Below are 21,241 nucleotides of genomic sequence, written 5' to 3'. Positions count from 1 at the left end.
TTACCCCGTGTAGTTGACGCGCCGCTCGACCGCGCGGAATTGCAAAATGGTGAAAGCCATGGCGATCCCCATCAGAACCACGGATTGCGCGGCAGAACTGCCCAGATCCAACTGGACGAAACCATCCTGATAGACCTTGTAAACCAGTGTGTTGGTGGCTGCGGCAGGGCCGCCCCGTGTCATCGTCTCGATCAGGCCAAAGGTGTCGAACAGGCCGTAAATCAGGTTCATGATCATCAGGAAAAAGAAGGTCGGCATGATGATCGGCAACGAGACGGTGAAAAAGCGTTTCACCGCGCCGGCGCCGTCTAGGGCGGCGGCCTCCATCAGGGAACGGGGGACCGACAGCAGCGCCGCGACCAAAAAGATATAATCATAGCACAGGTGGTTCCAAACGGCCGCCATCACGACCAGGACCTGCGCGTCCAGCGGGCGCATAGCGGGATTCCACGGTAGGCCCATCGCGTGCAGCATGTGGGCCATTGGCCCGACATTCGGATTGAACATAAAGGCAAAGATCGTGCCCGACGCGACAGGCGCGATGGCATAGGGCAGCAGGATCACGCCTTTGAAAAACGCCTGTCCGCGCACGACCCGATCGGTGGCGAAGGCCAGCGCTGTCGCAAGGCCAAGCGTCAGGACGCTTTGAACCAGCGTAAAGACCAACGACAGCACGGCGCTGGCGCGGTAGGCGGGGCTGGCGAAGAGGCGGGTGAAATTGTCAAAGCCCACGAAGATGACCGACAAGCCGAAAGGATCGGTTTCCACAAAGGCCAGCGATAGCGCTTTGTAGGCCGGAATATAAAAGAAAAACAACAAGATCAGGGCCTGCGGGGCCAAAAGCCAAAACGCCACGCCCGGTTTGCGGAAATGGGTGGTTTTCAGCCCGTTGACAGCCGCGTTTTGTTGGGCGCGCATGATGCGGGCCCACAACGCCGAAAAGGGGCGCGATGGCGCGCCCCCCGTGATCGTGCTGCCGGATTTAGCGGCCAGCATGGATACGCTCGTATTGGCGCAGGATGTCGTTGCCCCGCGCAACGGCCGAGTCGAGGGCCTGCTGTGCGGTTTTCTGCCCCGTCCAGATGGCCTGCATTTCCTCGACCAGAATGGCGGTGGCTTGGTTGTGATTGCCAAAGCGGAACCCGCGCGAATTGTCGCTGGGCGTGCCGCGTGACAGTTGCAAAATGGCGATTTCGCGGGTCGGATGGGCCTCGAAGTAGCCAGCGTCGCGCATGGTTTCATAGGCGGTATTGGTCACGGGGACATAGCCGGTCTCGCCGCTCCACCACGATTGCAGTTCGGGGCTGGAGACGAAGTTCAAAAAGGCCGCCGCGCCCGCGTATTCTGCATCGCTTTTGCCGTTGACCACCCACAAAGCGCCGCCACCGATAGTGCTGTTTTTCGGAGTGATGCCGGCTTCGTGGGGCAGATAGGTGGCGCTCCAGTCGAACTGGGCGCCTTGTTCGACACCCGCGTGGCCTGCGGTCGAGGCGATCAATGTGGCGCAGGTTTCGGCGATATACATCTGCTGCGGGTTCATCCCCTCGCCCGCAAGGTGCAGAACGCCGTCTTCCATCCATTTGCCCATGCGGGTGGCCTGATCGACGACGCCCGTCGTGTTGTAAACGAATTCCGTGTCCAGCCCGTCAAAGCCGTTGGCTTTGGTGCCCCAAGGCATGTCGTTGATCGCCGAATAGTTTTCCAGCATGCCCCACTGGAAATCGCCGTTCAGGACCATCGGGCATTCGGAAATGCCCTGCGCTTTCAGGGTGTAAAGCTGCTGTTCCAGCTCTTGCCAGGTATCGGCGGGGCCATCAAAACCTGCGGCGCGGAATTGGTCGGCATTGTACCACAAGATGGGCGTTGACGAGTTGAAAGGCAGGGCTGCTGGTTCACCATCGACCACATAGAACCCCGCCACGGGGGCGATGAAGTCATCCCAATCGACATCATAGCCCTGCGCGGCCATCAACTGGTTCACGGGAACAACCGCGCCGGAGTTCAACATGGTCATAAAGCCGCGCTCGGCTGCCATCAAAATCGTGGGCTGCTGTCCGACGCGATAGGCCGCAACCATCGCCGCCATGCTTTCTTCGTAGTTGCCCTTATAGGTGCCGACAACTTCGTACTGATCTTGCGATGCGTTAAAGCGCGTGATGATCTCTTGCGCCAAATCGCCCAGACGGCCGTTGACGGCATACCACCATTCGATTTGGACACGATCTTGGGCGCTGGCGGGCAGTGCTGTCAGCGCCGCAAGCGCGACACCCAGGGATAAAGGTGCAAAGCGTTTCATTGTTCTGTTCCTTATTCGGTTTAAGGCTGGGCCTGCCGCGCTGGGTGCTTGAATCAGCTGCGGGGTGGCGTTAGTGATCGAATAGGGTACAAATGTTACGCTTAAATGACATTTGTTACTTTTGGCCGGATGAGTAAGAAAAAAGGTAAGATCCGCATGGATGCAAATGAGCTGATGGCCCGCGCTGCATGGCTGTACCATATGGAGGGGTTGACCCAGGCCCAGATCGCGGATGCGCTGGGCGTGACGCGCCGCCGTGTGAACGAGGTTCTGGCTGCTGCCCTGCGCGAGGGATTCGTGAAAATATCTTTTAGCGGCAAGATTGGCGAATGCGCAGGGCTGGAACGCGACCTGTGCGCCCGTTACGGCCTTGATGCGGCTTTGGTCGTGCCAACGCCGGTTGATCCGGCGCAGATGCATTCGGTATTGGGGCGCGCTATCGCCGATTGGATGGACCGGTTCATCGTGGTGAACGATATCCAGACCATGGGTGTCGGCTGGGGATCGACCCTGCGCGAGACGGTGCAGGCTATGTCGCCCGCCGCGCGTCCACAGATGCAGATCAGGTCGGTGATGGGGGGGCTGACCCATGGGTCTGAAATCAACACATTCGAAATTGTGCGGGGCTTTGCCAATGTGTTCGGTGCGGCTTGCGAATATCTGGTTGCCCCGATTTATGCCGATTCGGCCCGGTCGCGTGATCTGATCATCGCGCAGGATGTGTTCCGCAAGACGTTCGAGACGATCTGCACGGTCGATATGGCTTATCTGAGTATCGGGGATATTTCAGGACGCTCACTGCAGGTGCGCTATGGCTTGCCGGCTGGCGTCACGCGCGAGGATTTACTGGCGGCAGGGGCTGTCGGCGAGGTGGCTGGGCACTTTTTGAACACAGCGGGGCAACCGATCGACCACCCGATCAATGCGCAGGTTTTTTCGCCTGCGCTGGATCGTTTCAAACACATCCGCCACCGGATTCTGGCCGGTGGCGGTGCCTATAAGCTAGAGGCGGTGCGGGCTATTTTGGCGGGCGGTCTGGCGAGTGTTCTCGTCACCGACAGCGAAAACGCCACTAACCTGCTGGTGTGATCAACCCGCAGCGAACCCGGCCAGCAGCCAGTCATGCAGGCCGGGGCGCGCGGCCAAAATGGCGCCGGGGTTGGTGACAGGGCCGCCCCGCAGGTCGGTGACCAAGCCGCCAGCCTCGCGCACGATCAGCATGGATGCGCCGTAATCGTGCAGCGACAGCATATCCTCGAAGAAACCGTCCAGACGCCCAGCCGCGACCCAAGCGGTCGACAGCGCGGACGAGCCCAGCCGTCGCACACCGGCGCTGGTGTCCATCAGGCGGCGCAGGGCGCTGTGGTAGGTGTCCTCGGACACCGATTGGACTTGGCCCGGAATGGGTAGTCCTGCGCCAAAGACGGCATTTACGGCGTCGGTGCTGGCCGTCAGGCGCAGGCGGGTGCCGTTCAGCCAAGCACCTTGACCCGCTTCGGCGCAAAAGGTTTCGTCCAGCATGGGGTCGTAGACAACGCCTGCGACGACCTCTCCTGCCTCGACCAACGAGATCACCACACCGAAATGCGGCATGCCCCACATGAAATTGGTCGTTCCGTCGATGGGGTCGATCACCAGCTCGCCCGCGCCGCGGCCTTCGCGGTCGTCGGCGCCTTCCTCGCCACCGATGGCGTGGTCTGGGAAGTGGGGGGCAAGGGCGGCGACGATCACGCGTTCAACGGCGACGTCGACCTCGGTCTGGTAGTCGCGCGGACGCTTGTGAACCACCTCGGCGGCGTTGCGGTGGCGCAGGCCGTCGCGTGCGACGGCACCGCCCGCGTGGGCGGCGGCGATCATGGCGGCAAGGCGGGGCGAGGGGTGGAATTGCTCAGTCATCTCAGGTGCTTTTTGGCGGGGAAAGAATCCCCCCGCCTTATGCCTGCCAGATGACAGTTTGATGGCGATTTAGCCCTGCAGCACAAAATGGCCGGGGGAAACCTCGCGCAGTTCCCCCTCTAGCGCCTCGGGGGTGGGGGTGTAGACCTGCGCCTTGCGTGCGCGTTCCCGCGCGGGGTCGGGGATCGGAATGGCCGAGATCAGCGCCCGCGTGTAGGGGTGTTGGGCGTTTTCGAACAGCGCCTCGGTCGGGGCGATTTCGACGATCCGGCCACGCAGCATCACCGCGACGCGGTGGCACAGGAAGCGCACCATCGCCAGATCATGCGCGACGAACAGATAGGCCAGCCCGAGTTCTTCCTGCAGGTCGGAAAACAGGTTCACGATCTGCGCTTGAATCGACACGTCCAGCGCGGTGATCGGCTCGTCCGCGACGATCAACTTGGGGTTGATGCCGATGGCGCGGGCGATGTTGATGCGCTGACGCTGACCGCCCGAAAATTCATGCGGGTAGCGATCCATGAAGCTGGGGTCGAGGCCGACCTGCTTGAACAGCGCGGCCACGCGGTCGCGCGTCTCGCCCCGCCCATGGGTTAGGCCGTGGATTTCCAGCGGTTCTGCCACGAATTTGCCGACGGTCATGCGTGGGTTCAGCGCGGCATAGGGGTCTTGGAAAACCACCTGCATGTCGCGGCGGATCGGGCGCATTTGCCGCTGGGCCAACTGGTCGATGCGCTGGCCGTTAAAGGTGATCTCGCCGCTGGTGGCATCTTCCAGCCGCAGCACAAGGCGACCAGTAGTGCTTTTTCCCGAACCGGATTCGCCGACCAGCCCGAGGATCTCCCTTGGGGCCAGATCGAAGCTGACGCCGCGCACGGCCAACACCTCTTTCCCGCCGGGGCCGCGATAGGTTTTCGACAGGTTTTTGACGGAAAGCAGCGGTTCGGTCATTGCGCGCCTTTCTGCGCCAGCAGCGCGGGCAGGTCATACCAAGCGGCGACAAGGTGGTTGGGGTCGCTGCCGACGGCGGGCAGCAACGGCGGCATTTCGGTAAAGCAGCGCGGCGTGGCGAATGCGTTGCGCGGGGCAAAGGGGTCGCCCGCTGGCGGTTTCGTCAGGTCGGGCGGCGTGCCGGGGATCTGGTAGAGGCGCGTTTTCTTGGCGCCCCCTTCGGCAGGCAGCGACCGTAGTAGGCCCCACGTATAGGCGTTGCGCGGGCTGGCAAAGACAGCATCCACCGGCCCGCGTTCCAAAATGCGCCCGCCATACATGACCTGCACAGTATCGGCGAGACCCGCCACAACGCCCATATCGTGGGTAATCCAGATGAGCGTTGTGTCGCTGTCGCGGCGCAGGTCTTTCATCAGGTCCAGAATCTGGGCTTGCACGGTGACATCAAGGGCGGTGGTCGCCTCGTCCGCGATGACCAGTTCGGGGCCGCAGGCAATGCCCATGGCGATCATCACGCGCTGGCGCATGCCGCCCGAAAACTGGTGCGGGTAGGATTTGATCCGCCGCGCCGCATCGGGGATTTGCACCAGTTCCAGCAGCTCGATGGCGCGGGTGCGGGCTTGCGCGGGCGTCAAGTGCAGGTGGCGCGTCAGCGTTTCAATCAACTGGCGTTCAATGGTCAGAACGGGGTTCAGGGCCGTCATCGGGTCTTGGAAGATGAAGCCGATGTGCCGCCCGCGAATGTCGCGCAGCTGGCTTTGCGACATCTTCAGCAGGTCTTGGCCCTTGAACAGCACCTCGCCGCTGACAATGCGCCCGGGGGGGCGTGCGATCAGGTCGATCATCGCCATCGCGTGCACGCTTTTGCCGGAACCCGACTCGCCCACGACGCCCAAGGTCTCGCCCTTGTGCAGCGTGTAGGACACGTCGTTTACCGCGTGGACGACGCCCGCAGGGGTGTCGAACACGACCGAGAGGTTACGCACCTCGAGAAGGGGGGTATCGGTCATTTTGCACCCCGCGGGTCAAAGTAGTCACGCAGCCAGTCGCCCAGCAGGTTCACGCTGAGGACGGTAAGGGCGATGGCGATGCCGGGGAACGTCACGACCCACCATGCCGAAGTGATGTAGACGCGCCCGTCGGCCAGCATCCGGCCCCAGCTGGGGGTTGGGGGCTGCACACCAAGTCCAAGGAACGACAGCGCCGCATCCATCACAATGATCCGCGCCAGTTCCAGCGTGCCGACCACCAGCACGGGCGTGACGACGTTCGGCAGAATATGGCGCGCCATGATGCGGAAGGCACCGGTACCCGCCGCGCGGGCGGACAGGACGAATTCACGCTCGCGCAGGGCCAGCACTTGGCCGCGCACGATACGGGCGTATTGCGTCCAACTGGTGATCCCCAGCACGATGATGAGGTTCGTCAGGCTTGGCCCAAGGGCCGCGACAACCAGCAAAGCGAACAGCACCAGCGGGAAGGCCAGCTGCATATCGACAAGGCGCATCAGCACCGCATCGACCCAGCCGCCGACAAAGCCGGCGATGATCCCCAGCGTGACGCCAATCACGGCGCCCAGCAGTACCGCCGCCAGCGCGATCGACAGCGAGATCCGTGCGCCGTAGATGACTCGGGACAAGATGTCACGGCCGTTGGGGTCTGTGCCGAAGGGGTGCGCGCCGGGGCTGAACAGCCCCGTCCACGTCGGCCCGACAAGGCGGGCGCGCAGGTCGCTGCGGATGGGGCTGGGCAGATCGAACAGCGGGGCCGACAGCGCAATGGCCACCAGCACCAGCAGAATGATCGCGCCGATCAACCCGCCTTTACTGCGTAGCAGGGACGACAGGAACTTTTTCATGCGCGACCCTCTTTGATGCGGGGGTCAAGCACGGCATACAGCAGGTCGACCAGAAAGTTGGCGAGGACAAAGATAGTGGCGACCAAAACCACGCCCGCCTGAATAACGGGGAAGTCTTTCTGGTCGATGGCCTGATAGATCAGCCGGCCGACGCCGGGCCATGCAAACACGGTTTCCGTCACAACCGCGCCGCCCAGCAGCTCGCCCACCAGAATACCGATCATGGTGATGACGGGGATGAGGGCGTTGCGCAGGGTATGCCACAGCAAAATCGTGCGTGGCATCAATCCCTTGGCCTTAGCGGTGCGGACGTAATCCTCGCGCAGGGTGTCCAGCATGGACGAGCGCAGCAGCCGCGCGATCGAGGCCGAGATGAAGATTGCCACGGTGCAGGCGGGCAGAAGCAGGTGTTGGACTGTGCCGTAACCGCCCGTGGGCACCCAGCCCAGTTGCACGGCAAAGAACAGGATCAACATGATCCCCAGCCAGAATGTGGGGGTCGCTTGGCCGATCATAGCAAAGCCCAGCACCAGCGTTTCGGGCCAACGGCCCTTGTTCAGCGCGGCGATGATGCCCGCCGTGCCGCCGATGACTATGCCGATGGCCAGCGCCGTCATCGCCAGTTCAATCGTGGCAGGCATGCGTTCCAGCACCACTTGCATGGCGGGCTGGTTGAAGACGAAAGACGTGCCGAAGTCACCCTTCAGCACTTGGCCCATATAGGTCAGGTATTGTTGCCACAGCGGCAGATCCAGCCCAAGGCCCGCGCGAAGACGGTCCATATCGGCGGTAGATGCCCCAATGGGCACCAGCAGCGACACGGGGTCGCCCAGAAGGCGGCCAACGAAAAACACAATCGTCAGCACGCCCCAGATCGAAATGACAGCCTCGGCCAAGCGGCGCAGAAGATAGCGGCTCATCTCAGCCCTCGTGTTTGGTTGCGGCTCATGCGCTGCCCTCGGCATCGGCGTCTTGCCATTCGTCGCCCAGCAGTTCGGGCACATCGTAGTCGACCAGGCTTTGCCAGTGCTGATCGATGTCGGCGGTAAACAGGCTGCTGACGATGCCGCGCACCATGCGGTCGGCCCCCTCGCTGACGGCTGGAATGTCGCCCGACAGTTTGCCATGGCTAAGGGTCGAGGGGAAGTTGAAGCTGAGGATGCTGTTCAGCATCGGGCAGGTGCCCGGCTCTTTCTCTTGCAGCTCGAACCCCGGCCCGAGGTCGGGTGAAAACGCCAGCGCATCGTCGCGCAGGTCGGCGGACAGGCGTTCGTCGCGCCATAGTTTGATATGCGGTGTAATCGCGGCCAATTCGGGGCGCTGCGCGAAATCGACCATAAAGCCGGTGGCAAAGATCATGTAGTCCAGCAGATACTGCCCCTTGGGCGTGGTGACCTGCAGTTGATCACCCACACGCGTGATGCTGTTCAGCGGCGAGGCAAGATGGAAAAACGCGTTTTCGTGCCGCGATACGCGCAGGGTCGAGGCGCGCGGCGGCGGCGTTTGCGCCGCGTTGATATGGTGTTGGATCGCCCATTTCCACGTATCGTCCAGCGCCGCATAGCCGTGCGTCATGCCGGGGCTGCCTATGCCCATGCCCTTGTTCAGGCGGGGAATATCAGGGCGGCGGATAAACATGTGGACAGCAGCGGCACCGGTTTCCAGCGCGGTTGCGGCGTTATCCATTGCAGAGGCGCCCGCGCCGACGACGCCGACGACTTTGCCTTCCAGCGCGGTGAAATCGATGATGTCGGCCGAGTGGGCGCGCAGATGGGCGGGCAGGGCTTGCGCGGCGGCGGGCAGGAACGGCCCACCGAGCCCGTCGCGGCCAGTGGCCAGCACTAGCTTGCGCGTCAGGACACGTTCGGGCTGCCCGTCGATAACCATTTCCAATGCGATCAGCCCATCGGGGCCGTTGCGCAGGCCGGTCATCTCGGCCCCATTAACCACGGGCACGTCCATCACGCGGCGATACCAGATCAGATAGGCCATCCAGTCAGCGACGACGATCTTGTCCAACGCGTTCCACGCAGCGGTACCATGGCTGGCCTCGTACCACGCGCGGAAGGTCAGCGAGGGCAGGCCATAGGCCGGGCCCGTCAGCTGTTTGGGCGAGCGCAGCGTTTCCATGCGGGCGATCGTCAGCCACGGACCTTCCAGCCCTGCGGGGGCCTTGTCATAGACGATATGGTTTAGAATGCCGTGCTTGCGCAGCGCCACCGATGTCACCAGCCCGCACATGCCCGCGCCGATCACCACAACATCGCGCACAGGCTGGTCGCCCACCGTTGTGCGGGGCACCCAGTCCTTGCCGGTAAAGCACAGCCGGTCGAGATCTTCGGCAAGGCGCGCTTCTAGCGCCTGAAGTGAGGTGTCGGTCATATTCGTCCCCGTTTCGTGGGTCAGGCTATAGGTCTGTTTGGCGTATTCAATGTGAAAAGTGAATTCAACAGCCACACAGATCGCAAATGAGAATTTAATGAGCAGAAAGTACGCCCATGCTATCGCAAGGGCCTACAACGGCAAGAATCCTCTCTGCTTATGTGAAAATTGACTTTGCAAAGATTTCAAATTCGCATCACGATTAGAACAAACAAAAAGGAATCTGCTCATGCCCTCGGTTACGCTGGATGGAGTCACATTTAATTACGAAGTTGCAGGCCCTGAAAACGCTCCGACGATTTTCACGCTTCATGGCGGCCGTGGCGCTGGCGAGTTGGCGAACGACTTCCGTTCGTGGGGTGCGGCCCTGTCGGATACTTATCGCGTCATCAGCTATGACCAGCGCGGGCATGGCAAGACCACGGATACGCTGCCCTTCACCTTCAACCAACTGGCCGACGACGTTGAAACGCTGCGCAAGCATTTTTGCGGTGATGATCAATGCATCGTCATCGGGGGGTCGTTCGGCGGGTTTATCGCGCTGACTTATGCGCTGCGCCACCCCGGCAGCTATTCCAAGCTGGTCCTGCGCGGCACCGCACCCAGCTACCATATGGAAGCCGAAGCGATCGAGATTATGAAATCGCGCGCGCATCTGGTGCCCAGCTTGACCCCCGCGATGATCGAGAAGCTGTTCTCGAACCGCGTGGAAAGCGATCTGGAATTCCGCCTGCTATGGCTGGCGATGCAGCCGCTTTATGCCGACGATCCGGCAAAGTTCGACGCGCAAGCCGCGTTTGAACGCACGCGGGATATGCCCGTGCACCTGCAGGCGCACAACGACCTCTATGAGGATGACCAGTGGTTGGCCTATGATGTGCGCGAACGCCTGCACGAAATCACTGCCCCGACCTTTATCTGTGTCGGTGAAGACGACTGGATCTGCCCGGCCTCGCAGTCGCGCCTGATGGCCGAAAAGATTCCCAATGCGACCCTGTTGGTCGTGCCGGGCGCAAACCACAGCGTCCACGTGCAGGCCCCCGAAGTCGTAATGCCCGCCGTGCGGGCGTTTCTTGCTCAATAAAACCACCCCGGGTGCGCCCGGTTCACGGAGGTAACATGTCTTATCATTGGAAAACGACCCTGTCAGCGCTTGCCATTGCCGCCGCCTTTGCGCTGCCCGCCAGCGCGCAAGAGGGGCGGACACTGGTTATGGCCCTGTCGGGCGATGTCACGACGCTTGACCCGCATATGACGGCGTCGATCGGCACCGACCTTAGCATCGCTAGCCACATCTATCCGTCGCTGGTCTGGCGCGGCCCCGACATGGCGCTGCACGCTAACGCGGCTGAAAGCTGGGAAGCGGTGGACGATCACACATGGCTGTTCCACCTGAACCCCGCCGCCAAGTTCATCAACGGCGAGGCGCTGGACGCCGCCGCCGTGAAGGCCAACGTCGAGCGTGTGACCAACCCCGAGTTGAACTCGCGCATTGCCAGCTGGTTCGGCAATATCACCGAGGTAAATGTTATCGACGCGCAGACGGTCGAATTCAAAACCGGCACGCCTTACCCCGCGCTGGCCGATCAGCTGTCGATGTTCTTCCTGTTGCCTCCGCAATGGATGAGCGATGTGAATCCCGCGTTGGAAACCACCTCGGGCGGGCCCTACGTCATGTCCGACCGCGTGCCGGGCAGCAGCATCACGCTGACCGCGAATCCCGATTACTGGGGCCCCGCGCCGCAATTCGACCGCGTCGAGATCAAGATCATTCCCGAGGATGCCGCCCGCGTGGCCGCCCTGCGTGCGGGCGAGGTCGACTTTGCCGACAAGATTCCCGTGTCCGAGGTGGCAAGCCTTGACGCCGAGGCCAATCTGGTCGCCGGTTCCGTGCCCGCCACGCGCACGACCTTCTTGAAGATCAACACCGAGAAGCCGCCGATGGACAGCCTCGAGCTGCGTCAGGCGCTGAACTATGCGGTCGACAAGGAAGCGATCACCGATGCGCTGTTCGAAGGCATGGCCAATGTGGCAAACTGCCAAATTCTGACCTCGCAATACTTCGGCTACAACCCCGACCTGCAGCCCTATCCGTACGACCCCGAAAAGGCGATCGAACTGCTGGCGGCCTCGGGCGTCGACCTGTCGCAGCCGATCGAACTGGAAGTGCCGGTCGGAACCTATCTGCAGGGCGAAGAAGTGGCGCAGGCCGTGCAGTCCATGCTGATGGATGTGGGCTTGAACGTGAACATCGTCGAGATGTCCTTCGGCGCTTATCAAGACAAGCACATCAAGGCACATGATGTGGGCCGTCTTTCGCTGCTGTCCTATGCGTGGCCGACCATCGATGCCGACGGTCTGCTGGGTCTGGCCGAAGCCGGCAACCCTTATGATTTCTGGGGTAATTCCGAATTCAGCGAATACCTGCATGAAGGCCGTGCGACCACCGACCCTGCCGAACGTCAGGCCGCCTATGACAAAGCGACCGAGCTGATGTGCGAGCAGGCGCCGTTCGTCTTCCTGTACGAGCAGCCCGTCACCTATGCGACCAGCACGGATGTGCATTGGAATGCCCGCGGCGACGATTGGAAGCGCGCGATGGACTTTGACGCCGAATAAGCGTTGCGGCCCTGCCCCCTGCGGGGGGCGGGGCGATGCCGTTACAGCGTGTCTTCGGAAAAGTTGAAGATGTTCTTTTGAATGCTTTCGGTATCGCGCGGGTCGCGCACGCGAAAGCCAGGCATGCCCATGTCGGATGCGGCGATCAGCGCCTCGACCAAGGGCTGCACGATGGGCGATTCCGGCAGACCGATGGGCGTGATGATACCCCAATAATACGGGATCGATACCGACAGTGGGCGCACCACGGTATGGGCAAAGTGCTGCCCGACCGGCGAGACAGGCTCGAGTATCGCGACACCTAACCCCGCGCTGACCATGTTCAACGCGGTGGTCGACGAATTGGTGCGGATGACCGCATCGACATCGATATCCGCCAGCGCCGCCGAAATGCGCCCAAGGATACGATAAGGATTGAGCAGCGTGATCAGTTGCCGCCCCGCCAGTGCGGCCAGATCGATCACGCTTTGGGCGGCAAGGGGGTCGTCTTCATGCAGCACGCACACGCAGGACGCTTCGGCGATCCACTGCACCTCGAGGCCGGGGTGGTCGAGGGGCAGGCTGGCGATGCCGACATCGGCCTGCCGCGCGGCGACGGACTGGATGACTTCCTCGGAGGTTTGGTTGCGCAGGATGATTTCTTTGGGCGAGTAGCCTTGCGCCCGCAGCGTCTTCAGCGCGTGGGGGACGATCGAAGCGGCCATCGTGGCCGTCGCGGCCAGTTCGATCGAGGCAATCTGCCGGTGCGCCAAATCGGCTGCGCGTTGGCGGGTGCGGCTGGCGTCGGCCAGCAGGCGCTCGACCTCGCGGTAGAACAGGCTGCCGTTTTGCGTGGGCGTAATGCGGCGACCGTGGCGGGCGAACAGCGCAAAGCCCAGCTCGGCCTCGAGGTCTTGGACAAGGCGAGTGACGACGGGCTGCGACTTGCCGATGACCCGTGCCGCCCCCGTGACGCTGCCGGTCGATATGACGGCGGCATAAGCCTCCAACTGTCGAAGGTCGAAAAGCGGTGCACCTGCCATATGGGTCTATGTCCTTGTTTGCACCGGTGTGCTTGCACCGGATGGGTCGCCCTTATGCTGTATCTTGCCGGTGCCATCCAGTCAAAGGCGGGCTGCGATGGGCGGGCCGCGCGTTCAATAGGCGCGGGTTTAATAGCGCTTCACTAATCTTATATTGGCATTTAAGCTGCCAATAAATGCAATATACGAATAACTAGACAAGCCTTCAGGAGGGTGCAGGATATGGGCGTAGCACAGCTTTCAGGTGACGGTGCGGCGGGTCGCGCGGCGTTTCGCGACAGCACCGATGCTTGCCGCGCGTCGGTCATCGCGCCGCGCGACGATTTGGGCCTGCCCGCCGCGCTGCGGTCGGGTCTGGCGGCGCGGATGTGCACGCTGATCGGGCAGGGCGCTATGGCTACGCACTATGCCGCGGGGCTGGACGGCATCCCCGCGCAGATCGCCGCTGGCGCATCGGCTGATAGCATCGCCGATGGTGCGGTTGCCGCAATGGTGCGCCATTGCGACAAGATCACCCAAACCCCCGGCGAGGCGACCCGCGCCGACATCGACGCATTGGTCGCAGCGGGTCTTACGGTGCCGCAGGTGGTCGCGCTGTCGGAACTGGTGGCGTTCACGAATTACGAAACCCGCATTCGTCAGGGCCACGCCCTGTTGGAGGTGTAAGATGGCGGCATTCACGGTCAAACCCCTGTCTTGGCAGCCCTACCTCGAACCCCTGGCGATGGAGGATGCCACCCCCATCCAGCTGGAGGCGATGCAATTCACCCCCTCGGGCGGTAAGGTCTCGCCCTATGTGCGCACGCTGGCGCATGACCCCGAAAGCTATGCGGCGCGCACCACGCTGTATAACCAGATCATGTATGATGACGGCGGCCTGTCGAACGAGTGGCGGGAACTTGGGGCACTGGTCGCCTCGGCGGTCAATAAGTGCGTGTACTGCGCATCTGTTCATGCGCGGCGGTATGAACGGCTGTCGGGGCGTAACGACGTGGTCAAGCTGATGTATACCGTCGGGCTGGATGCCGATTACGAGCCGAAGATCCGCGCTGTCGTCGATTTTTGCCGCGCGCTGTCGGTCACGCCCGCGCAGGCGACGCCCGATCATGTGCAGGCGCTGGTTGAACAGGGCTTCAGCACTGCCGATATTTCGGATCTGATCCATGCGACCGCCATTTTCGGCTGGGCGAACCGCTTGATGCATATTCTGGGCCATGCCGTTCCGGCGGGCACGGCCACAAGGTAAGGCAAAGTCATGACGACATCTGTTCCCGCGCTGCGTATTGGGGCCGATACGGGCGGCACCTTCACCGATATTTCGATTTACGACCCCGCCACGGGTAAGCTGGTGGTGTGGAAAGTGTCGTCGACCAACGCCGACCCGTCCGAAGCCATCGCGACCGGCATCCGCGAGGGGCTGGCCGCCCATGGCCGCACCCCTGACGAGGTGGCCTATGTCGGTCACGGCACCACGGTCGCAACCAACGCGCTGATCACCGGAAATTTCGCCAAAACGGCGATGATCACGACCCAAGGCTTCCGCGACGTGATCGAGATCCGCCGCCAGCAGCGCCCCGATCTGTATGATTTGCAACAAGAAAAGACGCCGCCGCTGGCCCCGCGTGATCTGCGCCTCGAAGTGCCGGAACGCGTGAATTTCGATGGTTCGGTTCGCGTGCCGCTACACGAGGGGGCCGTGCGCGCCCATGCCGCGCAGCTGCGTGCCGAAGGGGTGGAATCGGTCGCGATTGGCTTCCTCTTCGCCTACCTTTATCCCGACCACGAGGAAACAGTCGCCCGCATTCTGGCCGAGGAGTTGCCGGGGGTGTTCATCTCGACCTCCTCGGATGTGGCGCCCGAATATCGCGAGTTCGAGCGGTTTTCGACGGCCGTGGTGAATGCCGCGCTGGGGCCCGTGATGAAGCGCTATCTAGACAGGTTGCGCCCGCGCCTGAGCGACATCGGCGTCGCGCCTGAGCCGCGTCTGACCCAGAGCAACGGTGGTGTCATTTCCGCGCAAGAGGCTGCGACCTATCCGGTGCGCACCGTCTTGTCCGGCCCCGCGGCGGGCGTGATGGGCGCGCTGGAAATTGCGGGTGCCGCAGGCTTCCCCGATGTGATCACGTTCGACATGGGCGGCACCTCGTCCGACGTCGCGCTGATCGACAAGGGACGGCCCCAGCTGGTCACCGATGCGGTCGTTCACGGCCACCCGATCAAGGTGCCGATGCTGGACATTCACGCCGTGGGCGCCGGTGGCGGTTCGATCGCGTGGATTGATGCAGGCGGCCACCTGAAGGTGGGGCCGCAAAGCGCGGGCGCCGTGCCCGGGCCGGTCTGCTACGACAAAGGCAACACCCAACCCACGGTGACCGATGCGAATGTTGTGCTGGGCGTTTTGCACCCGACGCATTTGCTGGACGGGCGTTTGCCGATCAACCGTCAGGCAGCGGTCGATGCGATTCAGGCACTGGCCGACCGGCTGGGCATGGGTTTGATGGAAACCGCGCAGGGGATCATCTCGGTCGCGACGGCGAACATGGCCAAGGCCATCCGCGTTGTTTCGGTCGAGCGTGGCTACGACCCCCGCGATTACGCACTGATGGCCTTTGGCGGGGCTGGCCCGCTGCACGCCGCACGTCTGGCCCGCGCTCTGGACATGCCGCGCATTCTGGTGCCCCGCAACCCCGGTATCATGTGCTCGATGGGGTTGCTGCTGACCGACCTGAAGACCCACTTTGCCGTGGGCCGGATGATCCATCTGAACGGCGACAGCATTGATGCCGTCGCGCAGGGCTATGCCCAACTGGATGCCAAGGCCGAAGGCTGGTTCGCCGCCCAAGGCATTGCTGGCGCCGACCAAAGCACCGCCCGCACAGCCGACATGCGCTATCGCGGCCAAGCGTTCGAGCTGCCCGTCGACTGCCCCGCAGGCCTCATCACCGCCGAAACGCTGGCCGCCCTGCGCGCCGGGTTCGAGGCGGCGCATACCCAGATCTACGGCTATGCCTTCCCTGACGAGCCGATCGACATCATTGCCCTGCGGCTAGAGGCGACGGGCCGTGTGCAGCGCGCGCGTCTGGTGGCCGAGCCTGCGGCGACGGGCGATGTCGCAGACACCATCGTTGGCACGCGCGATTTGTGGTTGCCCGAACGTGGCACGACAATCAGCGTGAACCTGTACGACCGCGCCCAGATGGGCCCGGGCCAAAGCGTGATGGGCCCCGCGATTATCACCCAGATGGATTCGACCACGCTGGTGTTGGATGGTCAAAAGGCCTCGGTCGACCCCTATCTGAACATCGTCATCGAGGAGATCGCCTGATGGCCGCGTCTGATCAAACCCTGCGTCTTGATCCGATCACCGTCGAGGTGATCGGCAATGCCCTGTCGACCGTGGTCGAGGAAATGGGCCGCGCGCTGATGCGCGCATCCTATTCGGCCAACATCAAGGAACGCGGCGACTGTTCCGCGGCGGTGTTCGCCCCCGATGGCACGCTGCTGGCGCAGGCTCAGCAAATTCCGCTGCACCTCGGCTCGTTGCTGGGGATCGCGACCGAGACGCTGAAGCGGACCGACCTGTCCACCGTGCGCCCCGATGACGTGTTTATCGGCAACGACGCCTACACGGGCGGCGGCACGCACCTGAACGACATCGTCTTCTTTGAACCTGTCTTTGTCGACGGCACGATTGTCGCGTGGGTTGCCAACATTGCGCACCATTCCGATTTCGTCGACCGCGGCCATGCCCACATCTTCCAAGAGGGGCTGCGGATTCCGCCCGTGCGCCTCTATCGTGCGGGGGTTCTGCAGCAGGACATCATGGATCTGGTGCTGCTGAACTGCCAAGTGCCGGACGAACGCGTCAGCGATTTTCGCGCGCAGATGGCGTCGAACCGCTTGGGCGTGCAGCGCATGCAGGCGCTGTTCCAGCGCTATGGCGCGGGCACGATTGCGGCGGCGTCGAACCAACTGATGGATTATTCGGAACGTATGGCCCGCGCGGGCATCGAGGCCATCCCCGATGGCCACTACACGTTCAAGCATGATTTCGACACCAGCCTTTGGCCCGATATTCTGCCGCTGGCTGTGGCGATCACCATCAAGGGCGACGAAGCCACGTTTGATTTCGATGGCTGTCCACCGCAGACCCGCTCGGGTATGAACATGGTCTTCACCGTGTTGCAGGCCTGCGTGTATTTCGTCGTCAAAACGCTGATCGACCCCGATACGCCGGCAAACGCGGGTTTCCACCGCCCGCTGACCATCACCGCCCCCGAGGGGACAGTGGTGAACGCAACGGCGCCCGCCGCCGTTTACAGCCGCCATGATGTGGCGCAGCGCCTGATCGACATGATGTTCGCAGCGCTCGCCCCCGCTATCCCCGATCGAGTGCCGGCAGGGTCGACCGGGGTCACCGTTCAAACCGTCAGCGGCACCCACCCGCGCTTGGGCAAGTTCTATGTCTATAACGAAAGCATGGGCGGGGGCATGGGCGCGCGGCGCCTGCGCGACGGTTTGGACGGCGTACATGTGAACAGCACCAATTCGGCCAACATTCCGGTCGAGGCGCTGGAAAGTGAATACCCCCTGTCCGTCGATGTTTACGAGTTGGTGCAGGATTCGGGTGGTGCAGGTAAGTTCCGTGGTGGGATGGCCATTCGTCGCCGCCTGTCGCCGATCGGCCATCAGGCGACCGTCAACCTTGGCGGTCCGCTGAACCGCGTTCCCGCTTGGGGGCTGGAAGATGGCCTGCCCGGCGGCCTTGCGCGCATCGAACTGGGCGCGGGGGTGAAGCCGCTGTCGGCCCGCAACGGAATGCTGGAAGGCGGTCAAACTGCGGCTGCCGTGACATCGGGCGGTGGCGGCTATGGTGACCCGCTGGCGCGTGACCGCGACTTGGTTCGGCGCGATTTGCGCGAGGGGCGCATTTCAGCCGCAGCTGCGCGCGACGTTTACGGCTTAGAATAATGATAGAAGGCGGCGCCGTTTAAGCGCCGCCTTTTTGCTGCGCCCATGTCTGGCGGATAAGGGCGGCAAACTGCCCCAGTTGCCCCGCCAGCGGGCTGGATTTGCGCCAGACCAGCCCGATCCGGCGCGTCGGGGCAGGGTGCGCCAGTCGCGCCACGCTGACAGCCGCGCCGCGCGTCTCGACGGCAACCGCCATTTCGGGGATCAGCGTGACGCCGATGCCGGCGCTGACCATTTGCACCAGTGTCGCAAGCGAGCTTGCCTCCATCAGGTCGCGTGCATGCGTGGTATCAAGGCTGCAAAACGACAGCGCCTGATCGCGGAAGCAGTGCCCTTCCTCGAGTAACAGCAGGCGCATCTCGCGCAACATCGCGGCGCTGGGCACGGGCCGGTCGGCATCGGTGACGGGGCGCACCAGCACGAAATCTTCGTCGAACAGCGGCTCCTCGTGCAGTTGGGGCTCGGATACGGGCAGGGCGACGACGGCCGCATCCAGCGTGCCGGCGTGCAGATCATCCAGTAGGCGGCGGGTGACTGTCTCGCGCGGCTGCAGGTCTAGCGCGGGGTAGCGCCGGGTCAGGGCCGTCATCAGGCGCGGCAGCAGATAGGGGGTGACCGTCGGAATGATCCCCAGTCGTAGCCGCCCCGCCATGTCGCCCGACGCGGCGCGGGCCAGCTCGCCCAGGTCGTCCATAGCTTGCAGAATTTGCGCGGCGCGCGCGGCGAATTCCTCGCCTAGTGCAGTCAAGTGCAACTGGCGGGGGCCGCGCTCCAGCAGGGGGGCGCCGACGATGGTCTCCAGCTCTTTAATCTGCAGCGACAAAGCGGGTTGGCTGATGGCGCAGACCTCGGCCGCGCGGCCGAAATGGTGGTGACGGGCAAGGGCGGCGAAGTAGCGCAGGTGTTTGATCGTCAGGGCTTTCATTTGAAAATCTTATCACAATATTTGGAAGTTCCAATTAGGATTTATGGACATGCTTTGTTAGGCTGCGCGCAAATGTGGGTGTGGGCGCTGGCCCGCAGCCGCTTGCTACGCAATTCGCAGCTAATCAGAGGGCAAGATGGACGGAATTACCAAAGCAACGGGCAAGTGCCCGGTCGCGCACGGCGCGATGACGGAAACCGGCAAAACGGTTATGGACTGGTGGCCCAATGCGCTGAACCTGAACATCCTGCACCAGCACGACACCAAGACGAATCCCTTCGGCGCTGACTTCAACTACCGCGCGGCGGTCAAGTCGCTGGATATTGATGCGCTGAAAGCCGATCTGCGCGCCCTGATGACTGACAGCCAACCGTGGTGGCCTGCCGACTGGGGCAACTACGCGGGCATGATGGCGCGTGTCACGTGGCATGCTGCAGGGTCGTACCGCACGACCGACGGGCGCGGTGGGGCTAATACCGGCAACCAGCGTTTCGCGCCGCTGAACAGCTGGCCCGACAACGTCAACACCGACAAAGGCCGCCGCCTGCTGTGGCCGATCAAGAAGAAATACGGCAACAAGCTCAGCTGGGCCGACCTGATCGCGCTGGCTGGAACCATTGCCTATGAAACCGTGGGGCTGAAAACCTTTGGTTTCGCCTTTGGCCGCGAGGATATCTGGGCGCCGGAGATCGACACCTATTGGGGCGACGAGAAAGAATGGCTGGCCCCGTCGGACGAGCGTTACAGCGATGTCGCGCAGGCCGACACGCTGGAAAACCCGCTGGCCGCCGTGCAGATGGGGCTGATCTACGTCAACCCCGAAGGCGTGAACGGCAAGTCCGATCCGCTGGCCACCGCCGCCATGATGCGCGAGACCTTTGCCCGCATGGGGATGGACGATGCCGAAACCGTCGCGCTGACGGCGGGCGGCCACACCATCGGCAAGACGCATGGCAATGGCAGCGCCGCCAACTTGTCGGCTGAACCCGAGGCCGCGGGCCCCGAGTTTCAGGGCCTTGGCTGGATGAATACCGTCGGGCGCGGCATTGGCCGCGACACCGTGGTATCCGGCCTTGAAGGGGCATGGACGACCGAGCCGACCAAGTGGGACAACGGCTTTTTCGAAATGCTGTTCAAGCACGACTGGCACCTCGTCCGCTCGCCCGCAGGGGCGATGCAGTGGGAACCCGTCGCAATCGCCGAGGCGGACATGCCCGTCGACGTGGAAGACCCGACGATCCGCCGCAACCCGATGATGACTGATGCCGATATGGCGCTGAAGGTCGATCCGATCTACCGCGAGATTTCGCTGAAGTTCATGAATGACTTCGATGCCTTCACCGATGCCTTTGCCCGCGCGTGGTTCAAGCTGACCCACCGCGACATGGGGCCGAAGACGCGCTACATCGGCCCCGATATTCCGGCCGAGGATCTGATCTGGCAAGATCCGATTCCCGCTGGCCCGACCGGTTGGAGCGTAGACGCGGTCAAGGCGAAGATCGCCGCATCCGGCCTGACCCCGCAAGAGATGATCGCCACCGCATGGGACAGCGCGCGCACCTATCGCGGGTCCGACATGCGCGGCGGTGCCAACGGCGCGCGCATTCGCCTTGCCCCGCAAAAGGACTGGGTGGGCAACGAACCCGCGCGTCTTGCCAAAGTGCTGGCTGTGCTAGAGCCGATCGCCGCCGAGGCGGGCGCAAGCGTGGCCGATGTGATCGTGCTGGCAGGTAGCGTGGGCATTGAAGCTGCGGCGAAGGCTGCGGGCTTTGACATCATCGTGCCGTTCGCGCCGGGCCGTGGCGATGCCGTGCCCGAGCAGACCGATGTCGAGGGTTTTGGCTGGCTGGAGCCTGCGGCCGACGGCTTCCGTAACTGGCAAAAGGCGCAATACGTTGTCAGCCCGGAGGAAATGCTGCTGGATCGCGCCCAGCTGATGGGGCTGACGGCGGTTGAGATGACCGTGCTGGTCGGCGGTATGCGCGCGCTGGATGTCAACGCGGGCGGCAGCAAGGCCGGTGTGTTCACTGACCGCGCTGGGGCGCTGACGAACGATTTCTTCGCGAACCTGACCGATATGGCCTATCAGTGGGTGCCAGTGGCCGATGGCCTTTACGAGATCCGCGCCCGCGACACGGGTGTCACGAAGTGGACGGCAACCCGCGTTGATTTGGTCTTCGGGTCGAATTCGATCTTGCGCGCTTATGCCGAGGTGTACGCCCAAGACGACAACGCCGGAAAGTTCGTGAACGATTTCGTGGCGGCTTGGGTCAAGGTGATGAACGCAGACCGGTTCGATTTGCGCGCCTAAGGTGATATAT

Annotated in this window: 18 protein-coding genes; 8 read left to right on the top strand and 10 right to left on the bottom strand. The window is 62.9% G+C overall.

Translation table 11 applies throughout. The features are described 5' to 3' along the window. Both BVG79_RS09495 and BVG79_RS09490 read right to left on the bottom strand, forming a co-directional pair. Positions 1–996 (bottom strand): ABC transporter permease subunit, encoded by a 996-nt coding sequence (locus BVG79_RS09495; RefSeq protein ID WP_085786681.1) that lies wholly within the window; start codon positions 994–996, stop codon positions 1–3. Next, positions 983–2,296, bottom strand: coding sequence for an extracellular solute-binding protein (locus tag BVG79_RS09490; RefSeq protein WP_085786680.1), 1,314 nt, complete (start codon positions 2,294–2,296; stop codon positions 983–985). Before BVG79_RS09490 ends, BVG79_RS09495 begins: the two co-directional genes overlap by 14 nt. Positions 2,297–2,452: 156 nt before the next feature. Here BVG79_RS09490 and BVG79_RS09485 point away from each other — a divergent pair, with 156 nt between their 5' ends. Next, entirely contained in the window at positions 2,453–3,385 is a 933-nt protein-coding gene (locus BVG79_RS09485) for a sugar-binding transcriptional regulator (protein ID WP_085786679.1), read from the top strand. Here the strand turns inward: BVG79_RS09485 and BVG79_RS09480 are convergent, their stop codons facing one another. The 6 genes from BVG79_RS09480 to BVG79_RS09455 all read right to left on the bottom strand — a co-directional run bounded on the left by BVG79_RS09480 (position 3,386) and on the right by BVG79_RS09455 (position 9,383). Beyond that, complete coding sequence (locus BVG79_RS09480; RefSeq protein WP_085786678.1) at positions 3,386–4,192, bottom strand: inositol monophosphatase family protein; 807 nt, start codon at positions 4,190–4,192, stop codon at positions 3,386–3,388. It lies immediately after the preceding gene. 69 nt (positions 4,193–4,261) lie between these two features. Further along, positions 4,262–5,143, bottom strand: a complete 882-nt coding sequence (locus BVG79_RS09475; RefSeq protein WP_085786677.1) for an ABC transporter ATP-binding protein — start codon at positions 5,141–5,143, stop codon at positions 4,262–4,264. Continuing rightward, a complete protein-coding gene (locus BVG79_RS09470; protein ID WP_085786676.1) occupies positions 5,140–6,153 on the bottom strand; it encodes an ABC transporter ATP-binding protein in 1,014 nt (337 codons plus the stop codon). The genes BVG79_RS09475 and BVG79_RS09470 overlap by 4 nt, the downstream gene beginning before the upstream one ends. Further along, a complete protein-coding gene (locus tag BVG79_RS09465) occupies positions 6,150–7,001 on the bottom strand; it encodes an ABC transporter permease (protein ID WP_085786675.1) in 852 nt (283 codons plus the stop codon). Before BVG79_RS09465 ends, BVG79_RS09470 begins: the two co-directional genes overlap by 4 nt. Continuing rightward, positions 6,998–7,921: an ABC transporter permease gene (locus BVG79_RS09460; protein ID WP_085786674.1), complete on the bottom strand. Its 924-nt coding sequence runs from the start codon at positions 7,919–7,921 to the stop codon at positions 6,998–7,000. The genes BVG79_RS09465 and BVG79_RS09460 overlap by 4 nt, the downstream gene beginning before the upstream one ends. Before the next feature lie 25 nt (positions 7,922–7,946). Further along, positions 7,947–9,383, bottom strand: coding sequence for a flavin-containing monooxygenase (locus BVG79_RS09455; RefSeq protein ID WP_085787346.1), 1,437 nt, complete (start codon positions 9,381–9,383; stop codon positions 7,947–7,949). Between the two features lie 229 nt (positions 9,384–9,612). Between BVG79_RS09455 and BVG79_RS09450 the strand changes: the two genes are divergently transcribed. Next, a complete protein-coding gene (locus BVG79_RS09450; RefSeq protein WP_085786673.1) occupies positions 9,613–10,467 on the top strand; it encodes an alpha/beta fold hydrolase in 855 nt (284 codons plus the stop codon). Positions 10,468–10,502: 35 nt separating this feature from the next. Continuing rightward, a complete protein-coding gene (locus BVG79_RS09445; protein WP_085786672.1) occupies positions 10,503–12,002 on the top strand; it encodes an ABC transporter substrate-binding protein in 1,500 nt (499 codons plus the stop codon). A 41-nt stretch (positions 12,003–12,043) separates the two neighbouring features. On the opposite strand, the gene BVG79_RS09440 is transcribed toward BVG79_RS09445, so the two are convergent. Beyond that, a complete protein-coding gene (locus BVG79_RS09440) occupies positions 12,044–13,024 on the bottom strand; it encodes a LysR family transcriptional regulator (protein WP_085786671.1) in 981 nt (326 codons plus the stop codon). Positions 13,025–13,246: 222 nt separating this feature from the next. Here BVG79_RS09440 and BVG79_RS09435 point away from each other — a divergent pair, with 222 nt between their 5' ends. Genes BVG79_RS09435 through BVG79_RS09420 form a run of 4 tightly spaced genes read left to right on the top strand, consistent with a single transcriptional unit; the run spans position 13,247 to position 17,995 of the window. Next, entirely contained in the window at positions 13,247–13,690 is a 444-nt protein-coding gene (locus BVG79_RS09435) for an esterase (RefSeq protein ID WP_085786670.1), read from the top strand. A 1-nt stretch (position 13,691) separates the two neighbouring features. Next, positions 13,692–14,270, top strand: a complete 579-nt coding sequence (locus BVG79_RS09430; RefSeq protein WP_085786669.1) for a peroxidase-related enzyme — start codon at positions 13,692–13,694, stop codon at positions 14,268–14,270. A 9-nt stretch (positions 14,271–14,279) separates the two neighbouring features. Next, positions 14,280–16,349: a hydantoinase/oxoprolinase family protein gene (locus tag BVG79_RS09425; RefSeq protein WP_085786668.1), complete on the top strand. Its 2,070-nt coding sequence runs from the start codon at positions 14,280–14,282 to the stop codon at positions 16,347–16,349. Beyond that, on the top strand, positions 16,349–17,995 hold the full coding sequence (locus tag BVG79_RS09420; RefSeq protein ID WP_085786667.1) for a hydantoinase B/oxoprolinase family protein: 1,647 nt from the start codon (positions 16,349–16,351) through the stop codon (positions 17,993–17,995). Before BVG79_RS09425 ends, BVG79_RS09420 begins: the two co-directional genes overlap by 1 nt. A gap of 19 nt (positions 17,996–18,014) precedes the next feature. Here the strand turns inward: BVG79_RS09420 and BVG79_RS09415 are convergent, their stop codons facing one another. Further along, on the bottom strand, positions 18,015–18,920 hold the full coding sequence (locus tag BVG79_RS09415; RefSeq protein ID WP_085786666.1) for a hydrogen peroxide-inducible genes activator: 906 nt from the start codon (positions 18,918–18,920) through the stop codon (positions 18,015–18,017). 136 nt (positions 18,921–19,056) lie between these two features. Between BVG79_RS09415 and katG the strand changes: the two genes are divergently transcribed. Further along, positions 19,057–21,231 carry a catalase/peroxidase HPI gene (gene katG, locus BVG79_RS09410; RefSeq protein WP_085786665.1) on the top strand — a complete coding sequence of 725 codons (2,175 nt, stop codon included), beginning with the start codon at positions 19,057–19,059 and terminating at the stop codon, positions 21,229–21,231. The last annotated feature ends 10 nt before the right edge of the window (positions 21,232–21,241 follow it).

This window comes from Ketogulonicigenium robustum (assembly GCF_002117445.1).
In the GTDB taxonomy this organism is placed as follows: domain Bacteria; phylum Pseudomonadota; class Alphaproteobacteria; order Rhodobacterales; family Rhodobacteraceae; genus Ketogulonicigenium; species Ketogulonicigenium robustum.
This window is presented reverse-complemented; position numbering and strand designations above follow the sequence as displayed.